Below are 24,610 nucleotides of genomic sequence, written 5' to 3' on the forward strand. Positions count from 1 at the left end.
CGTGTTGACCCTCGCCCTCGACATCGGTGGCACCAAGATCGCCGCCGGCCTTGTCGACCCGGCCGGTGCGCTGGTGCACAAGACCACCTGTCCCACCCCGAAAACCGATGATGCAGAACATGTTTGGATTGCACTTCGGCAGACGATCGCCGACGCGGTCGAAGCGGCCGAGGGCGCCATCAGCGCGGTCGGCATCGGTTGCGCGGGCCCCATCGACTCGACCGCCGGGACGGTCAGCCCGATCAACATCCCTGCGTGGCAAGAGTTTCCGCTGCGTGACCGGGTTGCGGGCGTGGTGCTAGGCGCGCGGGTGGTGCTGGCCGGCGACGCTGTCTGTATGGCGGTCGGTGAGCACTGGCGCGGCGCGGGCCGCCGCGTCGGTTTCATGCTCGGCATGGTCGTGTCCACCGGTGTGGGCGGGGGGCTGGTGCTCGATGGGGTGCCGTATCACGGGCGGACGGGCAATGCCGGCCACGTCGGCCACGTCGTCGTCGAACCCCACGGGCAGTTGTGCCACTGCGGCAGCCACGGGTGCGTCGAAACCGTCGCCGCCGGCCCATGGATGACGCGGTGGGCGTTGGACAACGGCTGGGCCGGCCCGCCGGACGCCGACGCCGCGGTGCTGGCCGAAGCGGCTGCCGCCGGTGATCCGGTCGCGGTGCGGGCATTCCACCGCGGCGCTACCGCGCTGGCCGCGATGATCGCCTCGGTCGGCGCGGTGTGCGACCTGAATTGTGTGGTCATCGGCGGGGGAGTGGCGAAATCGGGTCGGACGCTGTTCGATCCGCTCAATGCCGCGCTGGCCGACTACACCGGGTTGAGCTTCATTCGCGACCTGCGCGTGGTGCCGGCCGCGCTCGGCGGCGACGCCGGGCTGATCGGTGCGGCGGCGCTTGCCTCTTCTGCCACGTAAGCAACTGGGCGGACCCGCACATCGGTTTGCCCGCCTCTGCGCGACAACGCACTCAGTTGAGGCGCGTCCCGGCACCCGTTGTCGCTCAGAGGCGGGCAAAAGGGCATATGGTCCTCGGCCGCTGTCCGATCGTTTTGGCTGATGACGGCTGTGCACTGTATGGTGGTCGGCGATCCACCGAAGACCGTCGGTCACCGAGCAATCGGTTGAAGGTCCGGGAATTCCCGGCGACCCACGCAGGAGGACGAGGCAGACCGTCGCCGGCCCAAGGCCGACACTTCACGCCCCGACCGCTTCCTGCGTCGGGGCGTTCGTCATTCCCGGGTCGAGAACCCAAGGAGGGATGCATGGCCCAGGCTGACAAGGCCACCGCCGTTGCAGACATCGCTGAGCAGTTCAAGGCGTCGACCGCCACCGTGATCACCGAGTATCGCGGTCTGACCGTCGCCAACCTGGCCGAGCTGCGCCGGTCGCTGGCCGGCTCGGCGACATACTCGGTCGCCAAGAACACGCTGATCAAGCGTGCCGCATCGGAGGCCGGTATCGAAGGGCTCGACCAGCTCTTCGTCGGCCCGACCGCGATCGCGTTCGTCAGCGGCGAGGCCGTCGACGCCGCGAAGGCGATCAAGAAGTTCGCCAAGGACCACAAGGCGCTGGTCATCAAGGGCGGCTACATGGACGGTCGCGCGCTGACCGTCGCCGAAGTCGAGCAGATCGCCGACCTGGAGTCGCGCGAAGTCCTGCTCGCCAAGCTGGCCGGCGCGATGAAGGCCAACCTGTCCAAGGCGGCCGGGCTGTTCAACGCGCCCGCCTCGCAGGTCGCCCGGCTCGCTGCCGCGCTGCAAGAGAAGAAGGCTGCCGAGGCCCCCGCCGAAGCTGCCGCGCCCGTCGCTGAGGCGCCCGCCGCCGAGGCGGAATCGACCGAGGCTCCCGCGGAAACCCCCGCCGAGACCACCGAATAAAACCCCGTATCAATCAGGAAGGGACCCAACACCATGTCCAAGCTGTCCACCGACGAATTGCTCGACGCTTTCAAGGAACTGACTCTGCTCGAGCTCTCGGAGTTCGTGAAGAAGTTCGAGGAGACCTTCGAGGTCACCGCCGCCGCTCCGGTCGCCGTGGCTGCTGCCGGCCCCGCCGCCGGTGGCGCGCCCGCCGAGGCCGCTGAGGAGCAGTCGGAGTTCGACGTCATCCTCGAGGCCGCCGGCGACAAGAAGATCGGCGTCATCAAGGTTGTCCGGGAGATCGTCTCCGGCCTGGGCCTGAAAGAGGCCAAGGACCTGGTCGACGGTGCGCCCAAGCCCGTGCTGGAGAAGGCGCCCAAGGAAGCTGCCGAGGAGGCCAAGGCCAAGCTCGAGGCGGCCGGCGCCACCGTCAGCGTCAAGTAGTCAACACAACGAAACCCCCGGCGCCGCAAGGCTCCGGGGGTTTCGTGCATTCAGGACCGCTGCACCGCGTCGTGCTGCGACTTGTGCACCAGCTCCGGTGAATCACCCAGCGCGACAAGAAGATTCGTGGTCAACGCGGTCAGCACCGAGTCGACGGCGCTGCCCTGCGCGCCGTAATAGCCCGCCAGCTCGAGCATCACGAAGCCGTGCACGGCCGCCCAGAACTGTGCGGCGGTAGCGACGACGGTTGCGTCGTCGTCGGGCGACCCCGCCAGTCGACCGGCCAGCATGCAGCGGTGCACACCGCGTACGACGTGGGCGAAGCTGGGATAGTGCTCGTTGATCTCGGCGACGCTCAGGGTGACGACGTCGTGCGCCGGCGCGTTGATGCCGTCTGCACTGGTGCTGCCGAACATCAACCGATACATGTGCGGGCGATCGATCGCGTATTGCCGATAGGCGATCCGAGTCGCTATCAGATCCGCGACCGGATCCGACGTCGACGGCATCGTCAACGCCGCGTCGAATTGGCGCAACCCCTCGTCGGCAACCGCTGCGATCAACCCGGGCATTCCGCCGAAATAGGTGTACACCGCCATCGTCGACGTGCCCGCAGCGCTGGCGATCTTGCGGGTCTGCAGCCCGTCGGGGCCGTCCTGGTTGAGCGTGTCGACGGCAACCCGGAGCAATTCGTCACGCACGTTTCGCGGAATTTCTGAAGTCATCGGTTGACATCTTGACACAGTCGGCGCACTATCGGTGTAACAATGACATATCAACGTTATTCCAGCTAGGAGCCCTCGTGAGCGCACCCATCACCGAAGCACCGGCCAACCCGTACCTCGACGACTTCCTGGCGCCGGTCAGCGCCGAGGTGACCGCGACCGACCTACCGGTGACCGGGCACATCCCCGACTTCCTGGACGGGCGCTACCTGCGCAACGGGCCCAACCCGGTGGCCGAAGTCGACCCCGCCACCTACCACTGGTTCACCGGCGACGGCATGGTGCACGGCGTCGCATTGCAGGACGGCAAGGCCGGTTGGTACCGCAACCGCTGGGTCCGCAGCGCCGCGGTGCGCGCGCAGCTCGGCGAGCCGGCGACGGACGCCCCTGATCCGCGGACCGGCATGCAGTCCCTGGGAGCCAACACCAACGTGCTGGCGCACGCCGGCAAGACCTTGGCCCTCGTCGAAGGCGGCGTCGCGAACTACGAATTGACCGACGACCTCGACACCGTCGGCACCTGCGATTTCGACGGAACCCTCTACGGCGGCTACGCCGCTCATCCGCATCGCGACCCGCGCACCGGCGAACTGCACGCGGTGTCCTACTCGTTCGCCCGCGGCAACACCGTGCAGTATTCGGTGATCGACATCCACGGTCACGCGCGGCGGACCGTCGACATCGAGGTGTCGGGATCGCCGATGATGCACGACTTCTCGCTGACAGATAGGTATGTGGTGCTCTACGACCTGCCGGTCACGCTCGACCCGATGCAGGCGATGCCGGTGAAGGTGCCCTCGTGGCTGAGGCAACCGGCCCGGTTGGTGGCCCAGTCCGTCATCGGTCGGGTAAAGGTGCCCGGGCCGATCGCGGCGATGATCAACCGCAAGGAGCGACAGGACTACCAGATGCCGTATTCCTGGAACCCGCGCTATCCGGCCCGGATCGGCGTCATGCCCCGCGACGGCGGCAACAAAGACGTCCGGTGGTTCGACATCGAACCGTGCTACGTCTATCACCCGGTCAACGCCTACTCCGAGATGCGCAGCGGCCATGAGGTTCTGGTGCTCGACGTGGTGCGCTACGACCGGATGTTCGACCGCGACCGACGCGGGCCGGGCGACGTCGCCCCCACGCTGGACCGCTGGACGATCGACCTGACGACCGGCGCGGTGACCAGCGAACGCCGGGACGATCGCTCCCAGGAGTTCCCCCGGATCAACGAGACGCTGCTGGGCAGCCGGCACCGGTTCGGCTACACCGTGGGTGTCGCCGGCGGGTTCGTCGACTCAGGCAGAACAAAAATGTCGACGTCGCTCTACAAGCATGACTACGCGGACGGGTCCAGCATGGTGGCCCCGCTAGACCCCGACCTGCTGATCGGCGAGATGTCCTTCATCCCGCGCCCCGGCGACTCGGCCGAGGACGACGGCGTGCTGATCGGCTACGGCTATCACCGCGGACGTGACGAAGGTCAGTTGGTGTTGCTCGATGCGCAGACGTGCGAATCAGTTGCTACGGTTCATCTGCCGCAGCGCGTGCCGATGGGGTTTCACGGCAATTGGGCGCCGCGGGACTGATCGAATTGCCGCCCACGTCCAATTTTCGGCGATGGTTGCAGTAGCCCACTACCGATCTGCCTGTGCGCTACAGTGACTCAAGCCACAAGCTGGGCTTGGGCTGCGTTGAGCAACGTCGGCGGGAGGATTTCGGATGGGTATCGGTATCCAAGTTGAGGGGCTGACTAAGTCCTTCGGTGCCCAGCGGATCTGGGAAGACGTCACGATGGACATCCCCGAGGGTGAGGTCAGCGTTCTGCTGGGCCCGTCCGGTACCGGTAAATCCGTCTTCTTGAAGTCACTGATCGGTCTGCTGCGCCCCGAGCGCGGCTCGATCATCGTCGACGGCACCGACATCACCGAGTGCTCGGCCAAAGAGCTCTACGACATCCGCACCCTCTTCGGTGTCATGTTTCAGGACGGCGCGCTGTTCGGGTCGATGAACCTGTTCGACAACACCGCGTTCCCGCTGCGTGAGCACACCAAGAAGAAGGAAGGCGAGATCCGTGACGTCGTCATGGAGAAGCTGGAGTTGGTCGGTCTGGGCGGGGATGAGAAGAAGTTCCCCGGTGAGATCTCCGGTGGTATGCGCAAGCGTGCCGGATTGGCCCGCTCGTTGGTGCTCGACCCGCAGATCATTCTGTGTGACGAGCCGGACTCCGGCCTGGACCCGGTTCGTACGGCCTACCTGAGCCAGTTGCTGATCGACATCAACGCCCAGATCGACTGCACGATCTTGATCGTGACGCACAACATCAACATCGCCCGCACGGTGCCGGACAACATGGGCATGCTGTTCCGCCGCAAGCTGGTCATGTTCGGGCCTCGTGAGGTGCTGCTGACCAGCGACGAGCCGGTCGTCAAACAGTTCCTCAACGGTCGTCGTATCGGCCCGATCGGTATGTCGGAGGAAAAAGACGAGGCCACCATGGCCGAGGAGCAGGCCCACTTGGAGGCCGGCCACCACGACGGTGGCACCGACGAAGTCGAGGGTGTGCCGCCGCAGATCACCGCGACCCCCGGTATGCCCGAGCGCAAAGGCGCCGCTCGCCGGCAGGCGCGTGTTCGGGAGAACCTGCACCTGCTGCCCAAAGACGCCCAGGAGGCCATCCTGGAGTCCTTCGAGAACGACAAGGCCGAAACCGCCAAGAGCAAGGACTACGACGCCCACTCTCGCCACCGCGACGACGCCGACACCGCATCCATCCCCACCCAGCGCGGGTACTGAGCGGGAGTTGATGGTGCCGGCCCGCTGCACCCGGCTTCGCCGCGCTTGCGACCGTCACGAAAGGATTTGTCCACCGACTCCGCGCGTCACCTCTTGACGGAAGCGGCCCAAAGGGTCACTCTGTTGGGCAGTATGTATGCACGGGAAGTTCGAATCGCCAGCCAGCGCCGATACCCCCGAGCACGGTAGTTGAGGAATGCGCCGTCCTGCGCTATTGTTGGACGTTGCGCTGGCTGCCTCCTGCCCACCTCACACCTGCCACCCGACACAGTGGTCCTAGCCTGAGCTATCTCTGGTTCAGAGATCTAGCTGCGTGCGTGAGACCGGGCAGAGCGTTCGCCAGCCGAACCGACAAGTTGTAGCGGCGAACGGGTCCGGTGGCCGCCGGGTCTTTAGTCGCATGAGGTGCTGGAAGGATGCATCTTGGCACTCTCCCGCCAGAGCAAGAAAAATTCACCAGGTTCTGCAGGTTCCGCTTCTTCCAATAGCTCCGTACCAGGGGCGCCCGATCGCATTTCGTTCGCCAAGCTGCGCGAGCCGCTTGAGGTTCCGGGCTTGCTGGACGTGCAGACCGACTCGTTCGAGTGGCTGGTCGGCGCGCCCGGCTGGCGCGAGATCGCCAAGGCGCGAGGTGAGTCGGACCCGACCGGTGGCCTCGAAGAGGTGCTCAAAGAGCTGTCACCGATTGAGGACTTCTCGGGCTCGATGTCGCTGTCTTTCTCCGACCCACGATTCGACGAGGTCAAGGCCCCTGTCGACGAGTGCAAAGACAAGGACATGACCTACGCGGCCCCGCTGTTCGTCACCGCGGAGTTCATCAACAACAACACCGGCGAGATCAAGAGCCAGACGGTGTTCATGGGTGACTTCCCGATGATGACGGAGAAGGGCACGTTCATCATCAACGGCACCGAGCGTGTGGTGGTCAGCCAGCTGGTCCGCTCACCCGGTGTGTACTTCGACGACACCATCGACAAGTCCACCGAGAAGGTGCTGCACAGCGTCAAGGTGATCCCCAGCCGCGGTGCGTGGCTGGAGTTCGACATCGACAAGCGCGACACCGTCGGTGTCCGCATCGACCGCAAGCGTCGCCAGGCCGTCACCGTGCTGCTCAAGGCACTGGGCTGGAGCAACGAGCAGATCCGCGAGCGCTTCGGCTTCTCCGAGATCATGATGCAGACCCTCGAGCGTGACCCCACCCAGAACTCCGACGAGGCGCTGCTGGAGATCTACCGCCGGCTGCGTCCGGGCGAGCCGCCGACCAAGGAGTCCGCGCAGACGCTGCTGGAGAACCTGTTCTTCAAGGAGAAGCGCTACGACCTGGCCCGCGTTGGTCGGTACAAGATCAACAAGAAGCTGGGCCTGAGCGCCACGCCGGCCGAGACGTCGTCGACCACGCTGACCGAGGAAGACGTGGTCGCGACCGTCGAGTACCTGGTGCGCCTGCACGAGGGCCAGACCTCGATGACCGTCCCCGGCGGCGTCGAGGTTCCGGTGGAGACCGACGACATCGACCACTTCGGCAACCGCCGGCTGCGTACGGTCGGTGAGCTGATCCAGAACCAGATCCGGGTCGGCATGTCCCGGATGGAGCGCGTGGTCCGCGAGCGGATGACCACCCAGGACGTCGAGGCGATCACGCCGCAGACCCTGATCAACATCCGGCCGGTGGTCGCCGCGATCAAGGAGTTCTTCGGCACCAGCCAGCTGTCGCAGTTCATGGACCAGAACAACCCGCTGTCGGGTCTGACCCACAAGCGTCGCCTGTCGGCGCTGGGCCCGGGTGGTCTGTCCCGTGAGCGCGCCGGCCTGGAGGTCCGCGACGTGCACTCCAGCCACTACGGCCGGATGTGTCCGATCGAGACGCCGGAAGGCCCGAACATCGGTCTGATCGGCTCGCTGTCGGTGTACGCCCGGGTCAACCCGTTCGGCTTCATCGAGACGCCGTACCGCAAGGTCGTCAACGGTGTGGTCACCGACGAGATCGAGTACCTGACCGCCGACGAGGAAGACCGCCACGTCGTCGCCCAGGCCAACTCGCCGTTGGACGGTGAGGGCCACTTCACCGAGGACCGCGTCCTGGTCCGCCGTAAGGGCGGCGAGGTCGAGTACGTGTCCTCGTCCGAGGTCGACTACATGGACGTGTCACCGCGCCAGATGGTGTCGGTGGCCACCGCGATGATCCCGTTCCTCGAGCACGACGACGCCAACCGCGCCCTGATGGGTGCCAACATGCAGCGCCAGGCGGTTCCGCTGGTGCGCAGCGAGGCACCGCTGGTGGGTACCGGTATGGAGCTGCGTGCCGCGATCGACGCGGGCGATGTCGTCGTCGCCGAGAAGGCCGGCGTCATCGAGGAGGTGTCCGCCGACTACATCACCGTGATGGCCGACGACGGCACCCGGCACACCTACCGGATGCGCAAGTTCGCCCGGTCGAACCACGGCACCTGCGCCAACCAGCGTCCGATCGTGGACGCCGGTGAGCGGGTCGAGGCGGGACAGGTCATCGCCGACGGGCCGTGCACCGACAACGGTGAGATGGCGCTGGGCAAGAACCTGCTGGTGGCGATCATGCCGTGGGAAGGCCACAACTACGAGGACGCGATCATCCTGTCCAACCGCCTGGTTGAGGAGGACGTGTTGACCTCGATTCACATCGAGGAGCACGAGATCGATGCCCGCGACACCAAGCTGGGCGCCGAGGAGATCACCCGGGACATCCCGAACGTCTCCGACGAGGTGCTGGCTGACCTCGACGAGCGCGGCATCGTCCGCATCGGCGCCGAGGTCCGCGACGGCGACATCCTGGTCGGCAAGGTCACCCCGAAGGGTGAGACCGAGCTGACCCCGGAGGAGCGGCTGCTGCGGGCGATCTTCGGCGAGAAGGCCCGCGAGGTCCGCGACACATCGCTGAAGGTGCCGCACGGTGAGTCCGGCAAGGTGATCGGTATCCGGGTGTTCTCCCGCGAGGACGACGACGAGCTGCCCGCCGGTGTCAACGAGCTGGTGCGGGTGTACGTCGCCCAGAAGCGCAAGATCTCCGACGGTGACAAGCTGGCCGGTCGACACGGCAACAAGGGCGTCATCGGCAAGATCCTGGCGCAGGAGGACATGCCGTTCCTGCCGGACGGCACGCCCGTCGACATCATCCTGAACACCCACGGTGTGCCGCGACGGATGAACATCGGCCAGATCCTGGAGACCCACCTCGGGTGGTGCGCTCACAGCGGATGGAAGGTCGATGTCGCCGGCGGCGTCCCGGGCTGGGCCGAGAACCTGCCCGAGCGCATGCTGGAAGCCGAGTCGAACAACATCGTCGCGACCCCGGTCTTCGATGGCGCCAAGGAGGACGAGCTGACGGGCCTGCTGGCCTCGACGCTGCCCAACCGCGACGGCGAAGTGCTGGTGAACAAGGACGGCAAGGCTGTTCTGTTCGACGGTCGCAGCGGTGAGCCGTTCCCGTATCCGGTGACGGTCGGCTTCATGTACATCATGAAGTTGCACCACTTGGTCGACGACAAGATTCACGCTCGCTCCACCGGCCCGTACTCGATGATCACCCAGCAGCCGCTTGGTGGTAAGGCGCAGTTCGGTGGTCAGCGGTTCGGCGAGATGGAGTGCTGGGCCATGCAGGCCTACGGCGCCGCGTACACGCTGCAGGAGCTGTTGACCATCAAGTCCGACGACACCGTCGGTCGGGTCAAGGTGTACGAGGCAATTGTCAAGGGCGAGAACATCCCTGAGCCGGGCATCCCCGAGTCGTTCAAGGTGCTGCTCAAGGAACTGCAGTCGCTGTGCCTCAACGTCGAGGTGCTGTCCAGCGACGGTGCGGCCATCGAGATGCGCGACGGCGACGACGAGGACCTGGAGCGCGCTGCTGCGAACCTGGGAATCAACTTGTCTCGCAACGAATCTGCGTCCGTAGAAGACCTAGCCTGATCGCGGCGAAGCCGCGGCGCTAACTGTTTTGTTTTCTAATCCCGAAAGGGGAAAGGGAGTTACGTGTTAGACGTCAACTTCTTCGATGAACTCCGCATCGGCCTGGCCACCGCGGAGGACATCCGCAACTGGTCCTACGGCGAGGTCAAAAAGCCGGAAACGATCAACTACCGCACGCTCAAGCCCGAGAAGGACGGCCTGTTCTGCGAGAAGATCTTCGGACCGACTCGCGACTGGGAGTGCTACTGCGGCAAGTACAAGCGCGTGCGCTTCAAGGGCATCATCTGTGAGCGCTGTGGCGTCGAGGTGACTCGCGCCAAGGTGCGTCGTGAGCGGATGGGCCACATCGAGTTGGCCGCACCGGTCACCCACATCTGGTACTTCAAGGGTGTGCCGTCACGGTTGGGGTATCTGCTCGACCTGGCGCCGAAGGATCTCGAGAAGATCATCTACTTCGCCGCCTATGTGATCACCGCCGTCGACGACGAGATGCGGCACAACGAGCTGTCCACGCTCGAGGCCGAAATGGTGGTCGAGCGCAAGGCGGTCGAAGACCAGCGTGACGCTGACCTCGAGGCCCGTGCGCAGAAGCTGGAAGCCGACCTGGCCGAGTTGGAGGCCGAAGGCGCGAAAGCCGATGCGCGGCGCAAGGTTCGCGACGGCGGCGAGCGCGAGATGCGTCAGCTCCGCGACCGGGCCCAGCGTGAGCTGGACCGGCTGGAGGAGATCTGGACCACCTTCACCAAGTTGGCTCCCAAGCAGTTGATCGTCGACGAGGTGCTCTACCGCGAGCTCGTCGACCGCTACGGCGAATACTTCACCGGCGCCATGGGTGCGGAGTCGATCCAGAAGCTGATCGAGAACTTCGACATCGAGGCCGAGGCCGAGACGCTGCGTGACGTCATCCGGAACGGCAAGGGGCAGAAGAAGCTTCGCGCCCTGAAGCGTCTGAAGGTCGTCGCCGCGTTCCAGGCCAACAGCAACTCGCCGATGGGCATGGTGCTCGACGCGGTCCCGGTGATCCCGCCGGAGCTGCGTCCGATGGTTCAGCTCGACGGTGGCCGGTTCGCCACCAGTGACCTGAACGACCTGTACCGCCGCGTGATCAACCGCAACAACCGTCTGAAGAGGCTGATCGACCTCGGTGCGCCCGAGATCATCGTCAACAACGAGAAGCGGATGTTGCAGGAGTCGGTCGACGCGTTGTTCGACAACGGTCGTCGCGGTCGTCCGGTCACTGGCCCGGGCAACCGTCCGCTCAAGTCGCTGTCGGATCTGCTGAAGGGCAAGCAGGGCCGGTTCCGTCAGAACCTGCTCGGTAAGCGTGTCGACTACTCGGGCCGTTCGGTCATCGTGGTCGGTCCGCAGCTCAAGCTGCACCAGTGCGGTCTGCCCAAGCTGATGGCCCTGGAGCTGTTCAAGCCGTTCGTGATGAAGCGTCTGGTCGACCTCAACCACGCGCAGAACATCAAGAGCGCCAAGCGGATGGTGGAGCGTCAGCGTCCGCAGGTGTGGGACGTGCTCGAAGAGGTCATCGCCGAGCACCCGGTGTTGCTGAACCGCGCACCGACCCTGCACCGCCTCGGTATTCAGGCCTTTGAGCCACAGCTGGTGGAGGGCAAGGCAATTCAGCTGCACCCGTTGGTGTGTGAGGCGTTCAACGCCGACTTCGACGGTGACCAGATGGCCGTGCACCTGCCGCTGAGTGCGGAGGCGCAGGCCGAGGCCCGCATCCTGATGCTGTCGAGCAACAACATCCTCTCGCCGGCCTCGGGTCGTCCGCTGGCCATGCCGCGTCTGGACATGGTGACCGGGCTGTACTTCCTGACCACCGAGATCGACGGTGACAAGGGCGAATACCAGCCTCCCGCCAAGGACCGTCCGGAGTCGGGCGTGTACGCCTCGCCCGCCGAGGCGATCATGGCGATGGACCGCGGTGCGTTGAGCGTGCGCGCGAAGATCAAGGTGCGGCTGACTCAGCTGCGTCCGCCTGCCGAGCTGGAGGCTGAGCTGTTCGGCCAAAACGGTTGGCAGCCGGGCGATTCCTGGATCGCGTCGACCACGCTGGGCCGGGTGATCTTCAACGAACTGCTGCCCGTCGGGTACCCGTTCGTGGACAAGCAGATGCACAAGAAGGTGCAGGCTGCGATCATCAACGACCTGGCCGAGCGCTACCCGATGATCGTCGTCGCACAGACCGTCGACAAGCTCAAGGACGCCGGTTTCTACTGGGCCACCCGAAGCGGTGTCACGGTCTCGATGGCCGACGTGCTGGTGCCGCCGGGCAAGCAGGAGATCCTCGACGCGTACGAAGAGCGTGCCGACAAGGTCGAAAAGCAGTTCCAGCGTGGTGCTTTGAACCACGACGAACGCAACGAGGCCTTGGTGGAGATCTGGAAGGAAGCCACCGACCAGGTTGGTGAGGCGCTGCGCGAGCACTACCCCGCCGACAACCCGATCATCACGATCGTCGACTCGGGTGCCACGGGTAACTTCACCCAGACCCGGACGCTGGCCGGCATGAAGGGTCTGGTGACCAACCCGAAGGGTGAGTTCATCCCGCGCCCGATCAAGTCGTCGTTCCGTGAAGGCCTGACGGTGTTGGAGTACTTCATCAACACCCACGGCGCCCGGAAGGGTCTGGCGGACACCGCATTGCGTACCGCCGACTCGGGTTACCTGACACGTCGTCTGGTCGACGTGAGCCAGGACGTCATCGTCCGCGAGACCGACTGCGGCACCGAGCGCGGGATCATCGTCGAGCTGGCCGAGCGTCAGCCCGACGGCACGCTGATCCGCGACCCGTTCATCGAAACCTCGGCGTACGCAAGGACGTTGGGCACCGACGCGGTGGACGGCGACGGCAACGTCGTGGTCGCCCGCGGGCACGATATCGGTGACCCGGAGATCGACGCGTTGCTCGCGGCCGGTATCACTCAGGTGAAGGTGCGTTCGGTGCTGACCTGCACCACCGGCACCGGGGTGTGCGCGACCTGCTACGGCCGGTCGATGGCGACCGGCAAGCTGGTCGACATCGGTGAGGCCGTCGGTATCGTCGCCGCGCAGTCCATCGGTGAGCCCGGCACGCAGCTGACCATGCGTACCTTCCACCAGGGTGGTGTCGGTGAGGACATCACCGGCGGTCTGCCCCGTGTGCAGGAGCTGTTCGAGGCTCGGGTGCCGCGCGGCAAGGCACCGATCGCCGACGTCACCGGACGGGTGCACCTCGAAGACGGCGAGCGCTTCTACAAGATCACCATCGTCCCCGACGACGGTGGCGAGGAAGTGGTCTACGACAAGCTGTCGAAACGGCAGCGGCTGCGCGTCTTCAAGCACGAGGACGGCTCGGAGCGGCTGCTCGCCGACGGTGACCACGTCGAGGTCGGCCAGCAGCTGATGGAGGGCTCCGCGGACCCGCACGAGGTGCTGCGTGTGCAGGGCCCCCGCGAAGTGCAGATCCACCTGACCAAGGAGGTCCAGGAGGTCTACCGGGCTCAGGGTGTGTCGATCCACGACAAGCACATCGAGGTGATCGTCCGGCAGATGCTGCGCCGGGTGACCATCATCGACTCGGGCTCGACGGAGTTCCTGCCCGGCTCGCTGATCGACCGTGCCGAGTTCGAGGCGTCCAACCGACGGGTGGTGGCCGAGAGCGGCGAGCCCGCGGCCGGCCGTCCGGTGCTGATGGGTATCACCAAGGCGTCGCTGGCCACCGACTCGTGGCTGAGCGCGGCGTCGTTCCAGGAGACCACGCGAGTGCTGACCGATGCGGCGATCAACTGCCGCAGCGACAAGCTGCAGGGTCTGAAGGAGAACGTGATCATCGGAAAGCTGATCCCGGCCGGTACCGGCATCAACCGGTACCGCAACATCCAGGTGCAGCCGACCGAGGAAGCCCGCGCCGCGGCGTACACGATCCCGTCGTACGAGGATCAGTACTACAGCCCGGACTTCGGCCAGGCCACCGGAGCCGCGGTTCCGCTGGACGATTACGGGTATTCGGACTACCGGTAGTCCCCGCTATCGGCGTACACGAAAAAGGCCCCGGGTTTTCCCGGGGTCTTTTTCGCATGCCGTTGTGCCCGCCTCATAGCGACAATGCGGCCGGACGCCGCGTCGACGTGCCCCACTAGACTGGCCGCGTGCTGATCGGTTCACATGTCAGTCCGCAAGATCCGCTGGCCGCAGCTGCGGCCGAAGACGCCGACGTCGTGCAGATCTTCCTGGGCAACCCGCAGAGTTGGAAGGCACCCAAACCGCGTGACGACGCCGCGGAGCTCAAGGCGGCGGCGCTGCCGATCTATGTGCATGCGCCCTACTTGATCAACGTGGCGTCGGCGAACAACCGGGTGCGCATCCCGTCGCGCAAGATCCTGCAGGACACCTGCGAGGCGGCGGCTCACATCGGCGCGGCGGCCGTGATCGTGCACGGCGGCCACGTCACCGAAGATGACGATCTCGACGAGGGCTTCGATCGCTGGCGCAAGGCACTCGACCGGTTGGAGTCCGAGGTTCCGGTCTATTTGGAGAACACCGCCGGCGGTGACCACGCCATGGCCCGGCACTTCGACACCATCGGTCGGCTGTGGGATCACATCGGCGACAGCGGAATTGGCTTCTGCCTCGACACCTGCCACGCCTGGGCGGCCGGTGAGGCGTTGGTCGACGCCGTCGACCGCATCAAGGCCATCACCGGCCGGATCGACTTGGTGCACTGCAACGACTCCAAGGACGCGGCGGGCTCGGGCCGCGACCGGCACGCCAATTTCGGTACCGGGCAGATCGACCCCGACATGCTGGTGGCTGTGGTCGAGGCCGCGGACGCGCCGGTGATCTGCGAGACGGCCGAGGAAGGCCGCAAAGACGACATCGCCTTCCTGCGGGAGAAGACGAGCCGCTGACATGCTTCGTCGGATCGCGACGCTGGTGGGCGTCGCGTTGGTCATCGCGGGCTGCTCGGTCGTGCATCCGAAGCCGCCGTCGGGCTTCGTGACCGGCACCAGCATCCACACCGTCAACCTCGTCGGCCGCGAGCGCCATTACCGGCTGCACATACCCGCAGGGCTGCGGGCGTCGGCACGGCTGGTCGTGGTGCTGCACGGCGGCTTCGGCAACGCCGAGCAGGCCGAAAGATCCTACGGCTGGGACCAATTGGCCGATTCGGAGAAATTCGTCGTCGCCTATCCCGACGGTGTCAACCGGGCATGGAACGTCAACGGCGGAGGCTGCTGTGGCAGGCCGGCCCGGGAGAACGTCGACGATGTCGCGTTCATCGGCAAAGCGGTCGCCGATGTCGCCCAAAACGTCGGCATCGACGTGGCACGGGTGTATGCGACCGGCATGAGCAACGGCGCCATGATGTCCTACACGCTGGCCTGCGACACCACGTTGTTCGCTGCGATCGGCCCGGTCTCCGGCACCCAACTAGGCTCGTGCCGCTCACCCCATCCCGTCTCCGTCATGGCGGTGCACGGCACCGCGGATCCGCTGGTGCCCTACGGCGGCGGGCCCGGCCGCGGCTTCGCGCATGTCAACGGTCCACCGGTACCGGAGTTGAATGCGTTCTGGCGCAACATCGATCACTGTCAGAAGCCGACCGCCGAGACCAGCGGTCCGGTCACCACCTCGACCGCCGGTTGCACCGACAACCGCGGCGTGGTGCTGGTCACCGTCACGGACGGCGGCCACCACTGGCCCGACTTCGCCAGCAAAAGATTGTGGGAGTTCTTCGCCGCCCATCCCCGCTGAGCATTACACCTCTTGTGCAGTTGTCGAAAAAATGTAACAGTGGTGGGCATGCCAGAAACTCATGCCGTCGTCAATCAGGTGCCGCTCCTCGAGGAGCACAACCCGGCCTCGTCTCCGGTCCTTATCGAGGCGCTGATCCGCGAAGGCGGCCAGTGGGGCCTGGACGAGGTGAACGCCGTCGGCGCGATCTCAGGCGCCCGGCAGACGCAGCGCTGGGGTGAGCTGGCCAACCGCAACCGGCCCACCCTGCGCACCCACGACCGGTACGGACACCGCATCGACGAGGTCGAGTTCGACCCGGCCTATCACCAGCTGATGCAGGTGGCGATCGAGCACGGCCTGCACGCCGCACCATGGGCCGACGACCGGCCGGGCGCGCACGTCGTGCGCGCCGCCAAGACCAGTGTGTGGACCGCCGAACCGGGGCACATGTGCCCGATCTCGATGACCTACGCGGTCGTCCCGGCGTTGCGGTTCAACCCCGAACTCTCCGCGATCTACGAGCCGCTGCTGACCAGTCGTGTCTACGACCCCGAATTAAGGCTCGCCACAACCAAAGTCGGAATCACCGCCGGCATGTCGATGACCGAGAAGCAGGGTGGTTCCGACGTCCGTGCCGGCACCACGCAGGCCACCCCCAACGGCGACGGCAGCTACTCGCTGACCGGTCACAAGTGGTTCACCTCGGCGCCGATGTGCGACGTGTTCCTGGTGCTCGCGCAGGCGCCAGGCGGGCTGTCCTGTTTCTTCCTGCCCCGCGTGCTGCCCGACGGCACCCGCAACCGGATGCTGCTGCAACGCCTCAAGGACAAGCTGGGCAACAACGCCAACGCGTCCAGTGAGGTCGAGTACGACGGCGCGACCGCGTGGCTGGTCGGCGAGGAGGGCCGCGGTGTCCCGACCATCATCGAGATGGTCAACCTCACCCGGCTGGACTGCACGCTGGGCAGCGCCACCAGCATGCGCACCGGGCTGACTCAGGCGGTTCATCACGCCCAGCACCGCAAGGCTTTTGGCGAGTATTTGATCGATCAGCCGCTGATGCGCAATGTGATCGCGGATCTCGCCGTCGAAGCCGAGGCGGCCACCATGGTTGCGATGCGAATGGCCGGCGCCACCGACAACGCCGTGCGCGGCGATGAGACCGAGACCCTGCTTCGCCGCATCGGCTTGGCCGCCAGCAAGTACTGGGTGTGCAAGCGCTCCGCGCCGCACGCCGTCGAGGCGCTGGAATGCCTGGGTGGCAACGGCTACGTTGAGGAATCCGGTATGCCGCGGCTGTACCGCGAGGCGCCGCTGATGGGCATCTGGGAAGGCTCCGGCAATGTCAGCGCGCTGGATACGCTGCGCGCCATGGCAACTCGGCCGGAGTCTGTCGAGGTGCTGTTCGACGAGTTGGCCAAGAGCACCGGTCAGGATGCCCGGCTGGACAGCCACGTCACCAAACTCCGCACGCAGCTCGGTGAGCTGGAGACCATTCAGTATCGGGCCCGCAAGGTCGCCGAAGACATCTGCCTGGCGCTGCAGGGCTCGCTGCTGGTCCGGCACGGCCACCCGGCGGTCGCCGAAGCGTTCCTGGTCACCCGGCTCGACCGGCAATGGGGCGGGGCGTTCGGAACCATGCCCACCGGGCTGGATCTCGCGCCGATCATCGAGCGTGCTCTAGTAAAGGGATGACACGCGCCAACGACGATTCGGAGCGAAGCGACGGGGAGGAGTGGCGCCAATGACGCACGCGATCAGGCCGGTCGACTTCGACAACTTGAAGACGATGACCTATGAGGTCACCGGCCGGGTTGCGCGAATCACCTTCAACCGCCCCAAAAATGGCAACGCGATCGTCGCTGACACTCCACTGGAGCTGTCGGCGTTGGTCGAACGCGCCGACCTGGACCCCAGCGTGCACGTCATCTTGGTGTCGGGCCGCGGCGAGGGATTCTGTGCCGGTTTCGATCTGAGTGCCTACGCCGACCGCACCGGCTCGGCGGGCGGCACAGGGGCCTACAGCGGCACTGTGCTCGACGGTAAGACGCAGGGCGTCAACCACTTACCGGATCAGCCGTGGGATCCGATGATCGACTACCAGATGATGAGCCGCTTCGTGCGAGGCTTTTCCAGCCTGATGCACGCCGACAAGCCGACGGTGGTCAAGATCCACGGCTACTGCGTTGCCGGCGGCACCGATATCGCGCTGCACGCCGATCAGGTGATCGCCGCGTCCGATGCGAAGATCGGCTATCCGCCGACCCGGGTATGGGGTGTGCCGGCGGCCGGACTGTGGGCGCATCGGCTGGGCGATCAGCGCGCCAAACGCCTTCTGCTGACCGGGGATTGCATCACCGGCGCCCAAGCCGCCGAGTGGGGCCTGGCCATCGAGGCGCCGGATCCCCAAGACCTCGACGAGCGAACCGAACGCCTGGTGGAGCGCATTGCCGCGGTGCCGGTCAACCAGTTGATCATGGTCAAGCTCGCGCTCAATTCCGCTCTGCTGCAACAGGGTGTGGCCACCAGCAGGATGGTCAGCACGGTGTTCGACGGCGTGGCCCGGCACACCCCCGAAGGCCATGCGTTCGTCGCCGACGCGGTCGAGCACGGTTTCCGCGAGGCGGTCAAGCACCGCGACGAACCGTTCGGTGATCACGGCCGGCGCGCTTCTCAGGTGTGACCCCATGCCGAAATCGTTGGCACGCATGCCCGCCCGGTCGGTGGTGCTGAGCGTGCTACTCGGCGCTCATCCGGCGTGGGCGAGTGCCGCCGAGTTGATCCGGCTCACCAGCGACTTCGGCATTAAGGAAGCCACCCTGCGGGTCGCACTGACCCGAATGGTCAGCGCGGGCGACCTGGTCCGCTCCGCTGACGGCTATCGACTCTCCGACCGCCTGCTGGCCCGCCAGCGCCGACAGGACGATGCGATGCGACCGCAACTGCGCCCCTGGCACGGACTCTGGACGACGGTGATCGTGACCAGCGTCGGCACCGATGCCCGGACCCGTGCGACGCTGCGGAACACGCTGCAGCACGGCCGTTTCGGTGAGCTCCGGGAAGGGGTGTGGATGCGGCCGGACAACCTCGCCCTCGACGTGGACGCCGAGGTCCGCGATCGCGTCCGGATCGTGCAGGCCCGCGACGACGCACCCGCGGAGTTGGCCGGCCAGTTGTGGGACCTGCCGTCGTGGGCACGCACCGGCCGGCAGTTGATCGCCGACATGGCAAGCGCCACCGATGTTCCGGGCCGATTCGTGGTCGCCGCCGCCATCGTGCGGCACCTGCTGACCGACCCAGTGCTGCCGGAGGAGTTGCTGCCGGCCGACTGGCCCGGCGCCCGGCTGCGGTCGGTGTACCACGACTTCGCCACCGAACTCCTCGCGCGGCGCGACGACATCCGACTAGTGGAGGCGACATGAGCGATCCGGTACGCGTAGAGCGTCACGGCCCGGTGACAACGGTGATCCTGAACCGGCCCGAAGCACGCAATGCCGTCAACGGCCCGACCGCTGCCGCGTTGTTCGCCGCCTTCGAGGAATTCGACCGCGACGACACCGCATCGGTGGCGGTGCTGTGGGGCGATCACGGAACCTTCTGCGCCGGGGCGGATTTGAAGGCGTTCGGCACACCGGATGCCAACGCGGTGCACCGGACGGGCCCGGGGCCGATGGGGCCGACCCGAATGGTGTTGTCCAAACCGGTGATTGCCGCGGTGAGCGGCTACGCCGTCGCGGGCGGACTGGAGCTCGCGTTGTGGTGCGATCTGCGAGTGGCCGAGCAGGACGCGGTGTTCGGGGTGTTCTGCCGTCGCTGGGGCGTCCCGCTGATCGACGGCGGCACGATCCGGCTGCCGCGGCTGATCGGCCAGAGCCGCGCGATGGACATGATCCTGACCGGTCGTGCTGTCGACGCCGACGAGGCATTGGCGATCGGATTGGCCAACCGGGTGGTGCCCACCGGCCAGGCCCGCGCAGCCGCCGAGCAGCTCGCTGCCGAGCTTGCCGTGCTGCCCCAGCAGTGCTTGCGATCGGATCGGCTTTCGGCGTTGCATCAGTGGGGGAGCAGCGAATCCGAGGCGCTGGACTACGAATTCGCCAGCATCTCGCGGGTGGCCGCCGAGGCGAACGAAGGTGCGGGGCGTTTCGCGGCCGGCGCCGGCCGCCACGGCACGGCTACGTGAGCTATCCCTTGTTGATGGTGTTACCGCTGCCGAGGTTGTCGACCTTGGGATCGCCGGATTTATAGCTGATCGTGTTGTTGAACCCGACGACGTTGAGCTGCTTGTCGATCTTGTCCAGGGTGATCTTGTTGTCGGCGCCACCGATGCTGACCGTGCCGCAGGTGCCCTTGACCGTCAGCGTGTTGTTGGAGCCGCCCACGTTCAGCGATTTTCCGTCGCCGCAGTCGAGAGTGGTTGTGGTGCCTAGTGATCCGTAATTGATCGTGTTGCCGATGTCGAATTGCGCACCGCTGCTCGTCGTCGAGGGTGCCGGCGAGGACGACGCGCCCGGCGATGTCGTCGGCGCCGTGTTGTTGTTCTTCGGACCACAGCCGGCGGCCCCCAATACCACTGCCGCGGAAAGGATCAGGACGCCCGCCTTGGGCATCATGCTCACGACCCGACCCGGCTGATGCGATTGACCATGCCGAGTTCGCGACCGCGATCCCACACCACCGGATCGCCGTTCTTGTAGAAGACCGACTCGTTGTAGCCGTAGACGGTGATGTCGTTGATGACGTTGTCGGCGACGACGGTGTTGCCCGAGCCCATCATCGACACCGCCCAACAGGTTCCCAGCGCGTTGACGGTGTTCCTGGTTCCGTTGACGATCAGCGTGCCGCCGCCGCAGTCGACGGTCTGCTCGATACCTTCGCCGGTGACGTGGGTGTCGCCGTTCTTGGCGTGCCCGGCCGGCGCGCCCGCGGCGCACGCGACGGCGATCGCGCATATCACCGATGTTCGACGGAAAACTGACCGTTGCATGCCCGTGCTCCTGTCGCCGTGGCGGGTGATCTGCTCGAAAAGAGCCTACGTGCTCGGACGCCTCGGCAGACTAGAGTTCTTCGTTCCCGGGCGACCTCAACTAGAGTCCGTTGGTCTACGCAACCGAAGGGCGGCCGTCATGCCAGCTGAGCCGGAGTCATCGGCTGGACGAGGGGGCGCCCCGGCGAAGTCAGCGACCCGCACGACCAGGCTGAGTCGCGAGATCATCGTCAACGCCGCGCTCACGTTCCTGGACCGGGAGGGCTGGGACGCACTGACGATCAACGCGTTGGCCACCCAACTTGGCACCAAGGGCCCGTCGCTGTACAACCACGTCGACAGCTTGGAGGACCTGCGCCGCACCGTGCGCATCCGGGTCATCGACGACATCATCACGATGCTCAACCGGGTCGGCGAGGGCCGGGCCCGTGACGACGCCGTGCTGGTCATGGCGAGTGCCTACCGCAGCTACGCCCACCACCACCCCGGCCGGTATTCGGCCTTCACCCGCATGCCGCTGGGTGTTGGCGACGACCCGGAGTACACCGCCGCCACCCGCGCTGCGGCCACACCGGTGATCGCGGTGCTGTCCTCGTATGGGCTGGACCTCGAGCAGGCTTTCTATGCGGCACTGGAATTCTGGTCGGCAATGCACGGGTTCGTGCTGCTGGAGATGACCGGCGTGATGGACGACATCGACACCGACTCCGTCTTCTCCGACATGGTGCTGCGACTGGCCGCCGGCATGGAACGCCGCAGCGAATCTGCGGCACAATAGACGCGGTGACGGCCCTCGTCGGGCGGGCTCGCCGGACCTCTACGCCGTCGCTTTGACCTGCCCGTCCAGCGGCGGGTATTGTGGAAGCTCGTGCCTGGCGGCTTAAGGCGCTTGACCTGAGGCGCGCACGCCGGGCCAATTCGCATGTCCACGACGCAACGGATTTCATCCTGCGGCGAGCGCGTGCGACACACCCGGCCGCGGGGGACCGCTAAAGGGCATAACTGCAGTACAGAGACTTGAACCACCCAGAAACGAATAGCACCACCACACACGAAGTAGGAAGCCGGTAGATGCCAACTATTCAGCAGCTGGTCCGCAAGGGTCGTCGCGACAAGGTCGCGAAGGTCAAAACCGCGGCCTTGAAGGGCAGCCCGCAGCGCCGCGGGGTCTGCACCCGCGTGTACACCACGACGCCGAAGAAGCCGAACTCGGCGCTTCGGAAGGTCGCGCGCGTCAAGCTGACCAGCCAGGTTGAAGTGACGGCGTACATCCCCGGTGAGGGGCACAACCTGCAGGAGCACTCGATGGTGCTGGTGCGTGGCGGTCGGGTGAAGGACCTGCCAGGTGTCCGCTACAAGATCATCCGCGGTTCGCTCGACACCCAGGGCGTCAAGAACCGCAAGCAGGCTCGCAGCCGTTACGGCGCCAAGAAGGAGAAGAGCTAATGCCGCGCAAGGGCCCCGCGCCGAAGCGCCCGCTGGTCAACGATCCGGTCTACGGATCGCAGCTGGTCACCCAGTTGGTGAACAAGATTCTGATGCAAGGGAAGAAATCGCTGGCCGAACGCATTGTTTATGCAGCGCTCGAACAAGCCCGCGACAAGACCGGCACCGACCCGGTGATCACGCTCAAGCGTGCTCTGGACAACGTCAAGCCGGCCCTGGAAGTGCGTAGCCGCCGCGTCGGTGGTGCCACCTATCAGGTGCCCGTCGAGGTCCGCCCGGAGCGGTCGACCACGCTGGCGCTGCGTTGGCTGGTCAGCTTCTCCCGGCAGCGTCGGGAGAAGACGATGACCGAGCGCCTGGCAAACGAGATCCTGGATGCCAGCAACGGCCTGGGAGCCTCCGTCAAGCGACGCGAGGACACCCACAAGATGGCCGAGGCAAACCGCGCCTTCGCGCACTACCGCTGGTAGACCGCCACCAGGCGGCAAGATCGGCAGAGTCGCCGGGCGTAAGACAGCGAATTAACCGAGCAATCGAAAGAGTGGGAAAACTCCCGTGGCACAGAAGGACGTGCTGACCGACCTCACGAAGGTCCGGAACATCGGCATCATGGCGCACATCGACGCCGGCAAGACGACGACGACCGAGCGCATCCTCTACTACACCGGTATCAGCTACAAGATCGGTGAGGTGCACGACGGCGCCGCCACCATGGATTGGATGGAGCAGGAGCAGGAGCGCGGAATCACCATCACCTCCGCGGCGACCACCTGCTTCTGGAACGACAACCAGATCAACATCATCGACACCCCCGGCCACGTCGACTTCACCGTCGAGGTGGAGCGCAGCCTGCGCGTGCTGGACGGTGCCGTGGCCGTGTTCGACGGCAAGGAAGGCGTCGAGCCACAGTCCGAGCAGGTCTGGCGGCAGGCCGACAAGTACGACGTCCCGCGCATCTGCTTCGTCAACAAGATGGACAAGATCGGCGCCGACTTCTACTTCTCGGTGCGCACCATGGAGGAGCGCCTCGGCGCGAACGTCATCCCGATCCAGCTGCCCGTCGGCTCCGAGGGCGACTTCGAGGGCGTCGTGGACCTGGTCGAGATGAACGCCAAGGTGTGGCGTGGCGAGACCAAGCTCGGCGAAACCTACGAGACGATCGAGATCCCGGCCGAACTGCAGGAAAAGGCCGACGAGTACCGCACCAAGCTGCTCGAGGCGGTCGCGGAGACCGACGAGGCGCTGCTGGAGAAGTACTTCGGCGGCGAGGAACTGTCGGTCGAGGAGATCAAGGGTGCGCTGCGCAAGCTCACCATCAGCTCCACCGCTTACCTGGTGCTGTGCGGCAGCGCGTTCAAGAACAAGGGCGTGCAGCCCATGCTGGACGCCGTCATCGACTACCTGCCGTCGCCGCTGGACGTGCCGCCGGCCGAAGGCCACGCGCCCGGCAAGGAAGACGAGCTGATCACGCGCAAGCCGTCGACCGACGAGCCGTTCTCGGCGCTGGCGTTCAAGGTCGCCACCCACCCGTTCTTCGGCAAGCTGACCTACGTCCGGGTGTACTCGGGCAAGGTCGACTCCGGCTCGCAGGTGATCAACTCCACCAAGGGCAAGAAGGAGCGGCTCGGCAAGCTGTTCCAGATGCACGCCAACAAGGAGAACCCGGTGGAAACGGCCTCGGCGGGCCACATCTACGCCGTGATCGGGCTGAAGGACACCACCACCGGCGACACCTTGAGCGACCCGAACCACCAGGTCGTGCTGGAGTCGATGACGTTCCCGGACCCGGTCATCGAGGTGGCCATCGAGCCGAAGACCAAGAGCGACCAGGAGAAGCTGAGCCTGTCGATCCAGAAGCTCGCCGAAGAGGACCCCACCTTCAAGGTGCACCAGGACAACGAGACCGGCCAGACCGTGATCGGCGGCATGGGCGAGTTGCACCTGGACATCCTGGTGGACCGCATGCGCCGCGAGTTCAAGGTCGAGGCCAACGTCGGCAAGCCGCAGGTCGCCTACAAGGAGACCATTAAGCGGACGGTGGACAAGGTCGAGTACACCCACAAGAAACAGACCGGCGGTTCAGGCCAGTTCGCGAAGGTGCTGATCAGCCTGGAGCCGTTCCACAGCGAGGACGGCGCTACCTACGAGTTCGAGAGCAAGGTCACCGGTGGGCGTATCCCCCGGGAGTACATCCCGTCGGTGGACGCCGGCGCCCAGGACGCGATGCAGTACGGCGTGCTGGCCGGCTACCCGCTGGTGAACCTGAAGGTCATCCTGCTCGACGGCGCCTTCCACGAGGTCGACTCGTCGGAGATGGCGTTCAAGATTGCCGGTTCCCAGGTGCTGAAAAAGGCTGCGCAGCAAGCACAGCCGGTCATCCTGGAGCCCATCATGGCTGTCGAGGTCACCACACCCGAGGACTACATGGGTGACGTGATCGGCGACTTGAACTCCCGCCGTGGCCAGATCCAGGCCATGGAAGAGCGCAGCGGTGCGCGAGTGGTCAGGGCCCATGTGCCGCTGTCGGAGATGTTCGGCTACGTCGGCGACCTGCGGTCGAAGACTCAAGGCCGGGCGAACTACTCCATGGTCTTCGACTCCTACGCCGAAGTTCCGGCGAACGTGTCGAAGGAAATCATCGCTAAGGCAACCGGCGAGTGAGCTAGCAAAGTCGGCGGAGTAATCTTGCCCGGTC

General features: G+C 65.8%; 20 protein-coding genes. 17 read left to right on the forward strand and 3 right to left on the reverse strand.

Going from position 1 to position 24,610, the window contains the following annotated elements:
* The first annotated feature begins 1 nt into the window (after position 1).
* The 3 genes from G6N27_RS20800 (at position 2) to rplL (ending at position 2,301) form a co-directional block, all read left to right on the forward strand.
* A complete protein-coding gene (locus tag G6N27_RS20800; protein ID WP_163779691.1) occupies positions 2-913 on the forward strand; it encodes an ROK family protein in 912 nt (303 codons plus the stop codon).
* 347 nt (positions 914-1,260) lie between these two features.
* Entirely contained in the window at positions 1,261-1,875 is a 615-nt protein-coding gene (rplJ, locus tag G6N27_RS20805) for a 50S ribosomal protein L10 (RefSeq protein ID WP_163779693.1), read from the forward strand.
* Between the two features lie 33 nt (positions 1,876-1,908).
* Positions 1,909-2,301, forward strand: coding sequence for a 50S ribosomal protein L7/L12 (gene rplL / locus G6N27_RS20810; protein WP_163779695.1), 393 nt, complete (start codon positions 1,909-1,911; stop codon positions 2,299-2,301).
* A gap of 50 nt (positions 2,302-2,351) precedes the next feature.
* Here rplL and G6N27_RS20815 read toward each other — a convergent pair whose 3' ends face one another.
* Positions 2,352-3,026 carry a TetR/AcrR family transcriptional regulator gene (locus G6N27_RS20815; RefSeq protein WP_163779697.1) on the reverse strand — a complete coding sequence of 225 codons (675 nt, stop codon included), beginning with the start codon at positions 3,024-3,026 and terminating at the stop codon, positions 2,352-2,354.
* A 77-nt stretch (positions 3,027-3,103) separates the two neighbouring features.
* On the opposite strand from G6N27_RS20815, the gene G6N27_RS20820 reads away from it, so the two are divergent.
* From G6N27_RS20820 to G6N27_RS20865, 10 genes are all read left to right on the forward strand, one after another.
* A complete protein-coding gene (locus G6N27_RS20820; protein WP_163779700.1) occupies positions 3,104-4,606 on the forward strand; it encodes a carotenoid oxygenase family protein in 1,503 nt (500 codons plus the stop codon).
* A 133-nt stretch (positions 4,607-4,739) separates the two neighbouring features.
* Positions 4,740-5,813 (forward strand): ABC transporter ATP-binding protein, encoded by a 1,074-nt coding sequence (locus tag G6N27_RS20825; protein ID WP_163779702.1) that lies wholly within the window; start codon positions 4,740-4,742, stop codon positions 5,811-5,813.
* 423 nt (positions 5,814-6,236) lie between these two features.
* Positions 6,237-9,752: a DNA-directed RNA polymerase subunit beta gene (rpoB, locus tag G6N27_RS20830; RefSeq protein WP_163779704.1), complete on the forward strand. Its 3,516-nt coding sequence runs from the start codon at positions 6,237-6,239 to the stop codon at positions 9,750-9,752.
* A 63-nt stretch (positions 9,753-9,815) separates the two neighbouring features.
* A complete protein-coding gene (locus tag G6N27_RS20835; RefSeq protein WP_163779706.1) occupies positions 9,816-13,766 on the forward strand; it encodes a DNA-directed RNA polymerase subunit beta' in 3,951 nt (1,316 codons plus the stop codon).
* 128 nt (positions 13,767-13,894) lie between these two features.
* Positions 13,895-14,653: a deoxyribonuclease IV gene (locus G6N27_RS20840; protein WP_163779708.1), complete on the forward strand. Its 759-nt coding sequence runs from the start codon at positions 13,895-13,897 to the stop codon at positions 14,651-14,653.
* Position 14,654: 1 nt separating this feature from the next.
* A complete protein-coding gene (locus G6N27_RS20845; RefSeq protein WP_163779710.1) occupies positions 14,655-15,500 on the forward strand; it encodes an alpha/beta hydrolase family esterase in 846 nt (281 codons plus the stop codon).
* Positions 15,501-15,548: 48 nt separating this feature from the next.
* Positions 15,549-17,177, forward strand: a complete 1,629-nt coding sequence (locus G6N27_RS20850; protein WP_163779713.1) for an acyl-CoA dehydrogenase family protein — start codon at positions 15,549-15,551, stop codon at positions 17,175-17,177.
* 49 nt (positions 17,178-17,226) lie between these two features.
* Positions 17,227-18,165, forward strand: a complete 939-nt coding sequence (locus tag G6N27_RS20855) for a crotonase/enoyl-CoA hydratase family protein (protein ID WP_163779715.1) — start codon at positions 17,227-17,229, stop codon at positions 18,163-18,165.
* A gap of 16 nt (positions 18,166-18,181) precedes the next feature.
* Entirely contained in the window at positions 18,182-18,904 is a 723-nt protein-coding gene (locus G6N27_RS20860; RefSeq protein ID WP_163782100.1) for a PaaX family transcriptional regulator C-terminal domain-containing protein, read from the forward strand.
* Positions 18,901-19,665, forward strand: coding sequence for a crotonase/enoyl-CoA hydratase family protein (locus tag G6N27_RS20865; RefSeq protein ID WP_163779717.1), 765 nt, complete (start codon positions 18,901-18,903; stop codon positions 19,663-19,665). Before G6N27_RS20860 ends, G6N27_RS20865 begins: the two co-directional genes overlap by 4 nt.
* Before the next feature lies 1 nt (position 19,666).
* Here G6N27_RS20865 and G6N27_RS20870 read toward each other — a convergent pair whose 3' ends face one another.
* Complete coding sequence (locus G6N27_RS20870) at positions 19,667-20,095, reverse strand: DUF3060 domain-containing protein (protein ID WP_163782102.1); 429 nt, start codon at positions 20,093-20,095, stop codon at positions 19,667-19,669.
* Positions 20,096-20,097: 2 nt separating this feature from the next.
* Positions 20,098-20,469, reverse strand: a complete 372-nt coding sequence (locus tag G6N27_RS20875; protein ID WP_163779719.1) for a DUF3060 domain-containing protein — start codon at positions 20,467-20,469, stop codon at positions 20,098-20,100.
* 139 nt (positions 20,470-20,608) lie between these two features.
* Here G6N27_RS20875 and G6N27_RS20880 point away from each other — a divergent pair, with 139 nt between their 5' ends.
* The 4 genes from G6N27_RS20880 to fusA all read left to right on the forward strand — a co-directional run bounded on the left by G6N27_RS20880 (position 20,609) and on the right by fusA (position 24,576).
* Complete coding sequence (locus G6N27_RS20880) at positions 20,609-21,247, forward strand: TetR/AcrR family transcriptional regulator (protein ID WP_232064711.1); 639 nt, start codon at positions 20,609-20,611, stop codon at positions 21,245-21,247.
* A 293-nt stretch (positions 21,248-21,540) separates the two neighbouring features.
* Entirely contained in the window at positions 21,541-21,915 is a 375-nt protein-coding gene (rpsL, locus tag G6N27_RS20885; RefSeq protein ID WP_007767794.1) for a 30S ribosomal protein S12, read from the forward strand.
* Positions 21,915-22,385, forward strand: coding sequence for a 30S ribosomal protein S7 (rpsG, locus tag G6N27_RS20890; protein WP_163779721.1), 471 nt, complete (start codon positions 21,915-21,917; stop codon positions 22,383-22,385). Before rpsL ends, rpsG begins: the two co-directional genes overlap by 1 nt.
* Positions 22,386-22,470: 85 nt before the next feature.
* Positions 22,471-24,576, forward strand: coding sequence for an elongation factor G (fusA, locus tag G6N27_RS20895; RefSeq protein ID WP_163779723.1), 2,106 nt, complete (start codon positions 22,471-22,473; stop codon positions 24,574-24,576).
* The last annotated feature ends 34 nt before the right edge of the window (positions 24,577-24,610 follow it).

It is taken from the genome of Mycobacterium cookii (assembly GCF_010727945.1).
GTDB lineage: Bacteria > Actinomycetota > Actinomycetes > Mycobacteriales > Mycobacteriaceae > Mycobacterium > Mycobacterium cookii.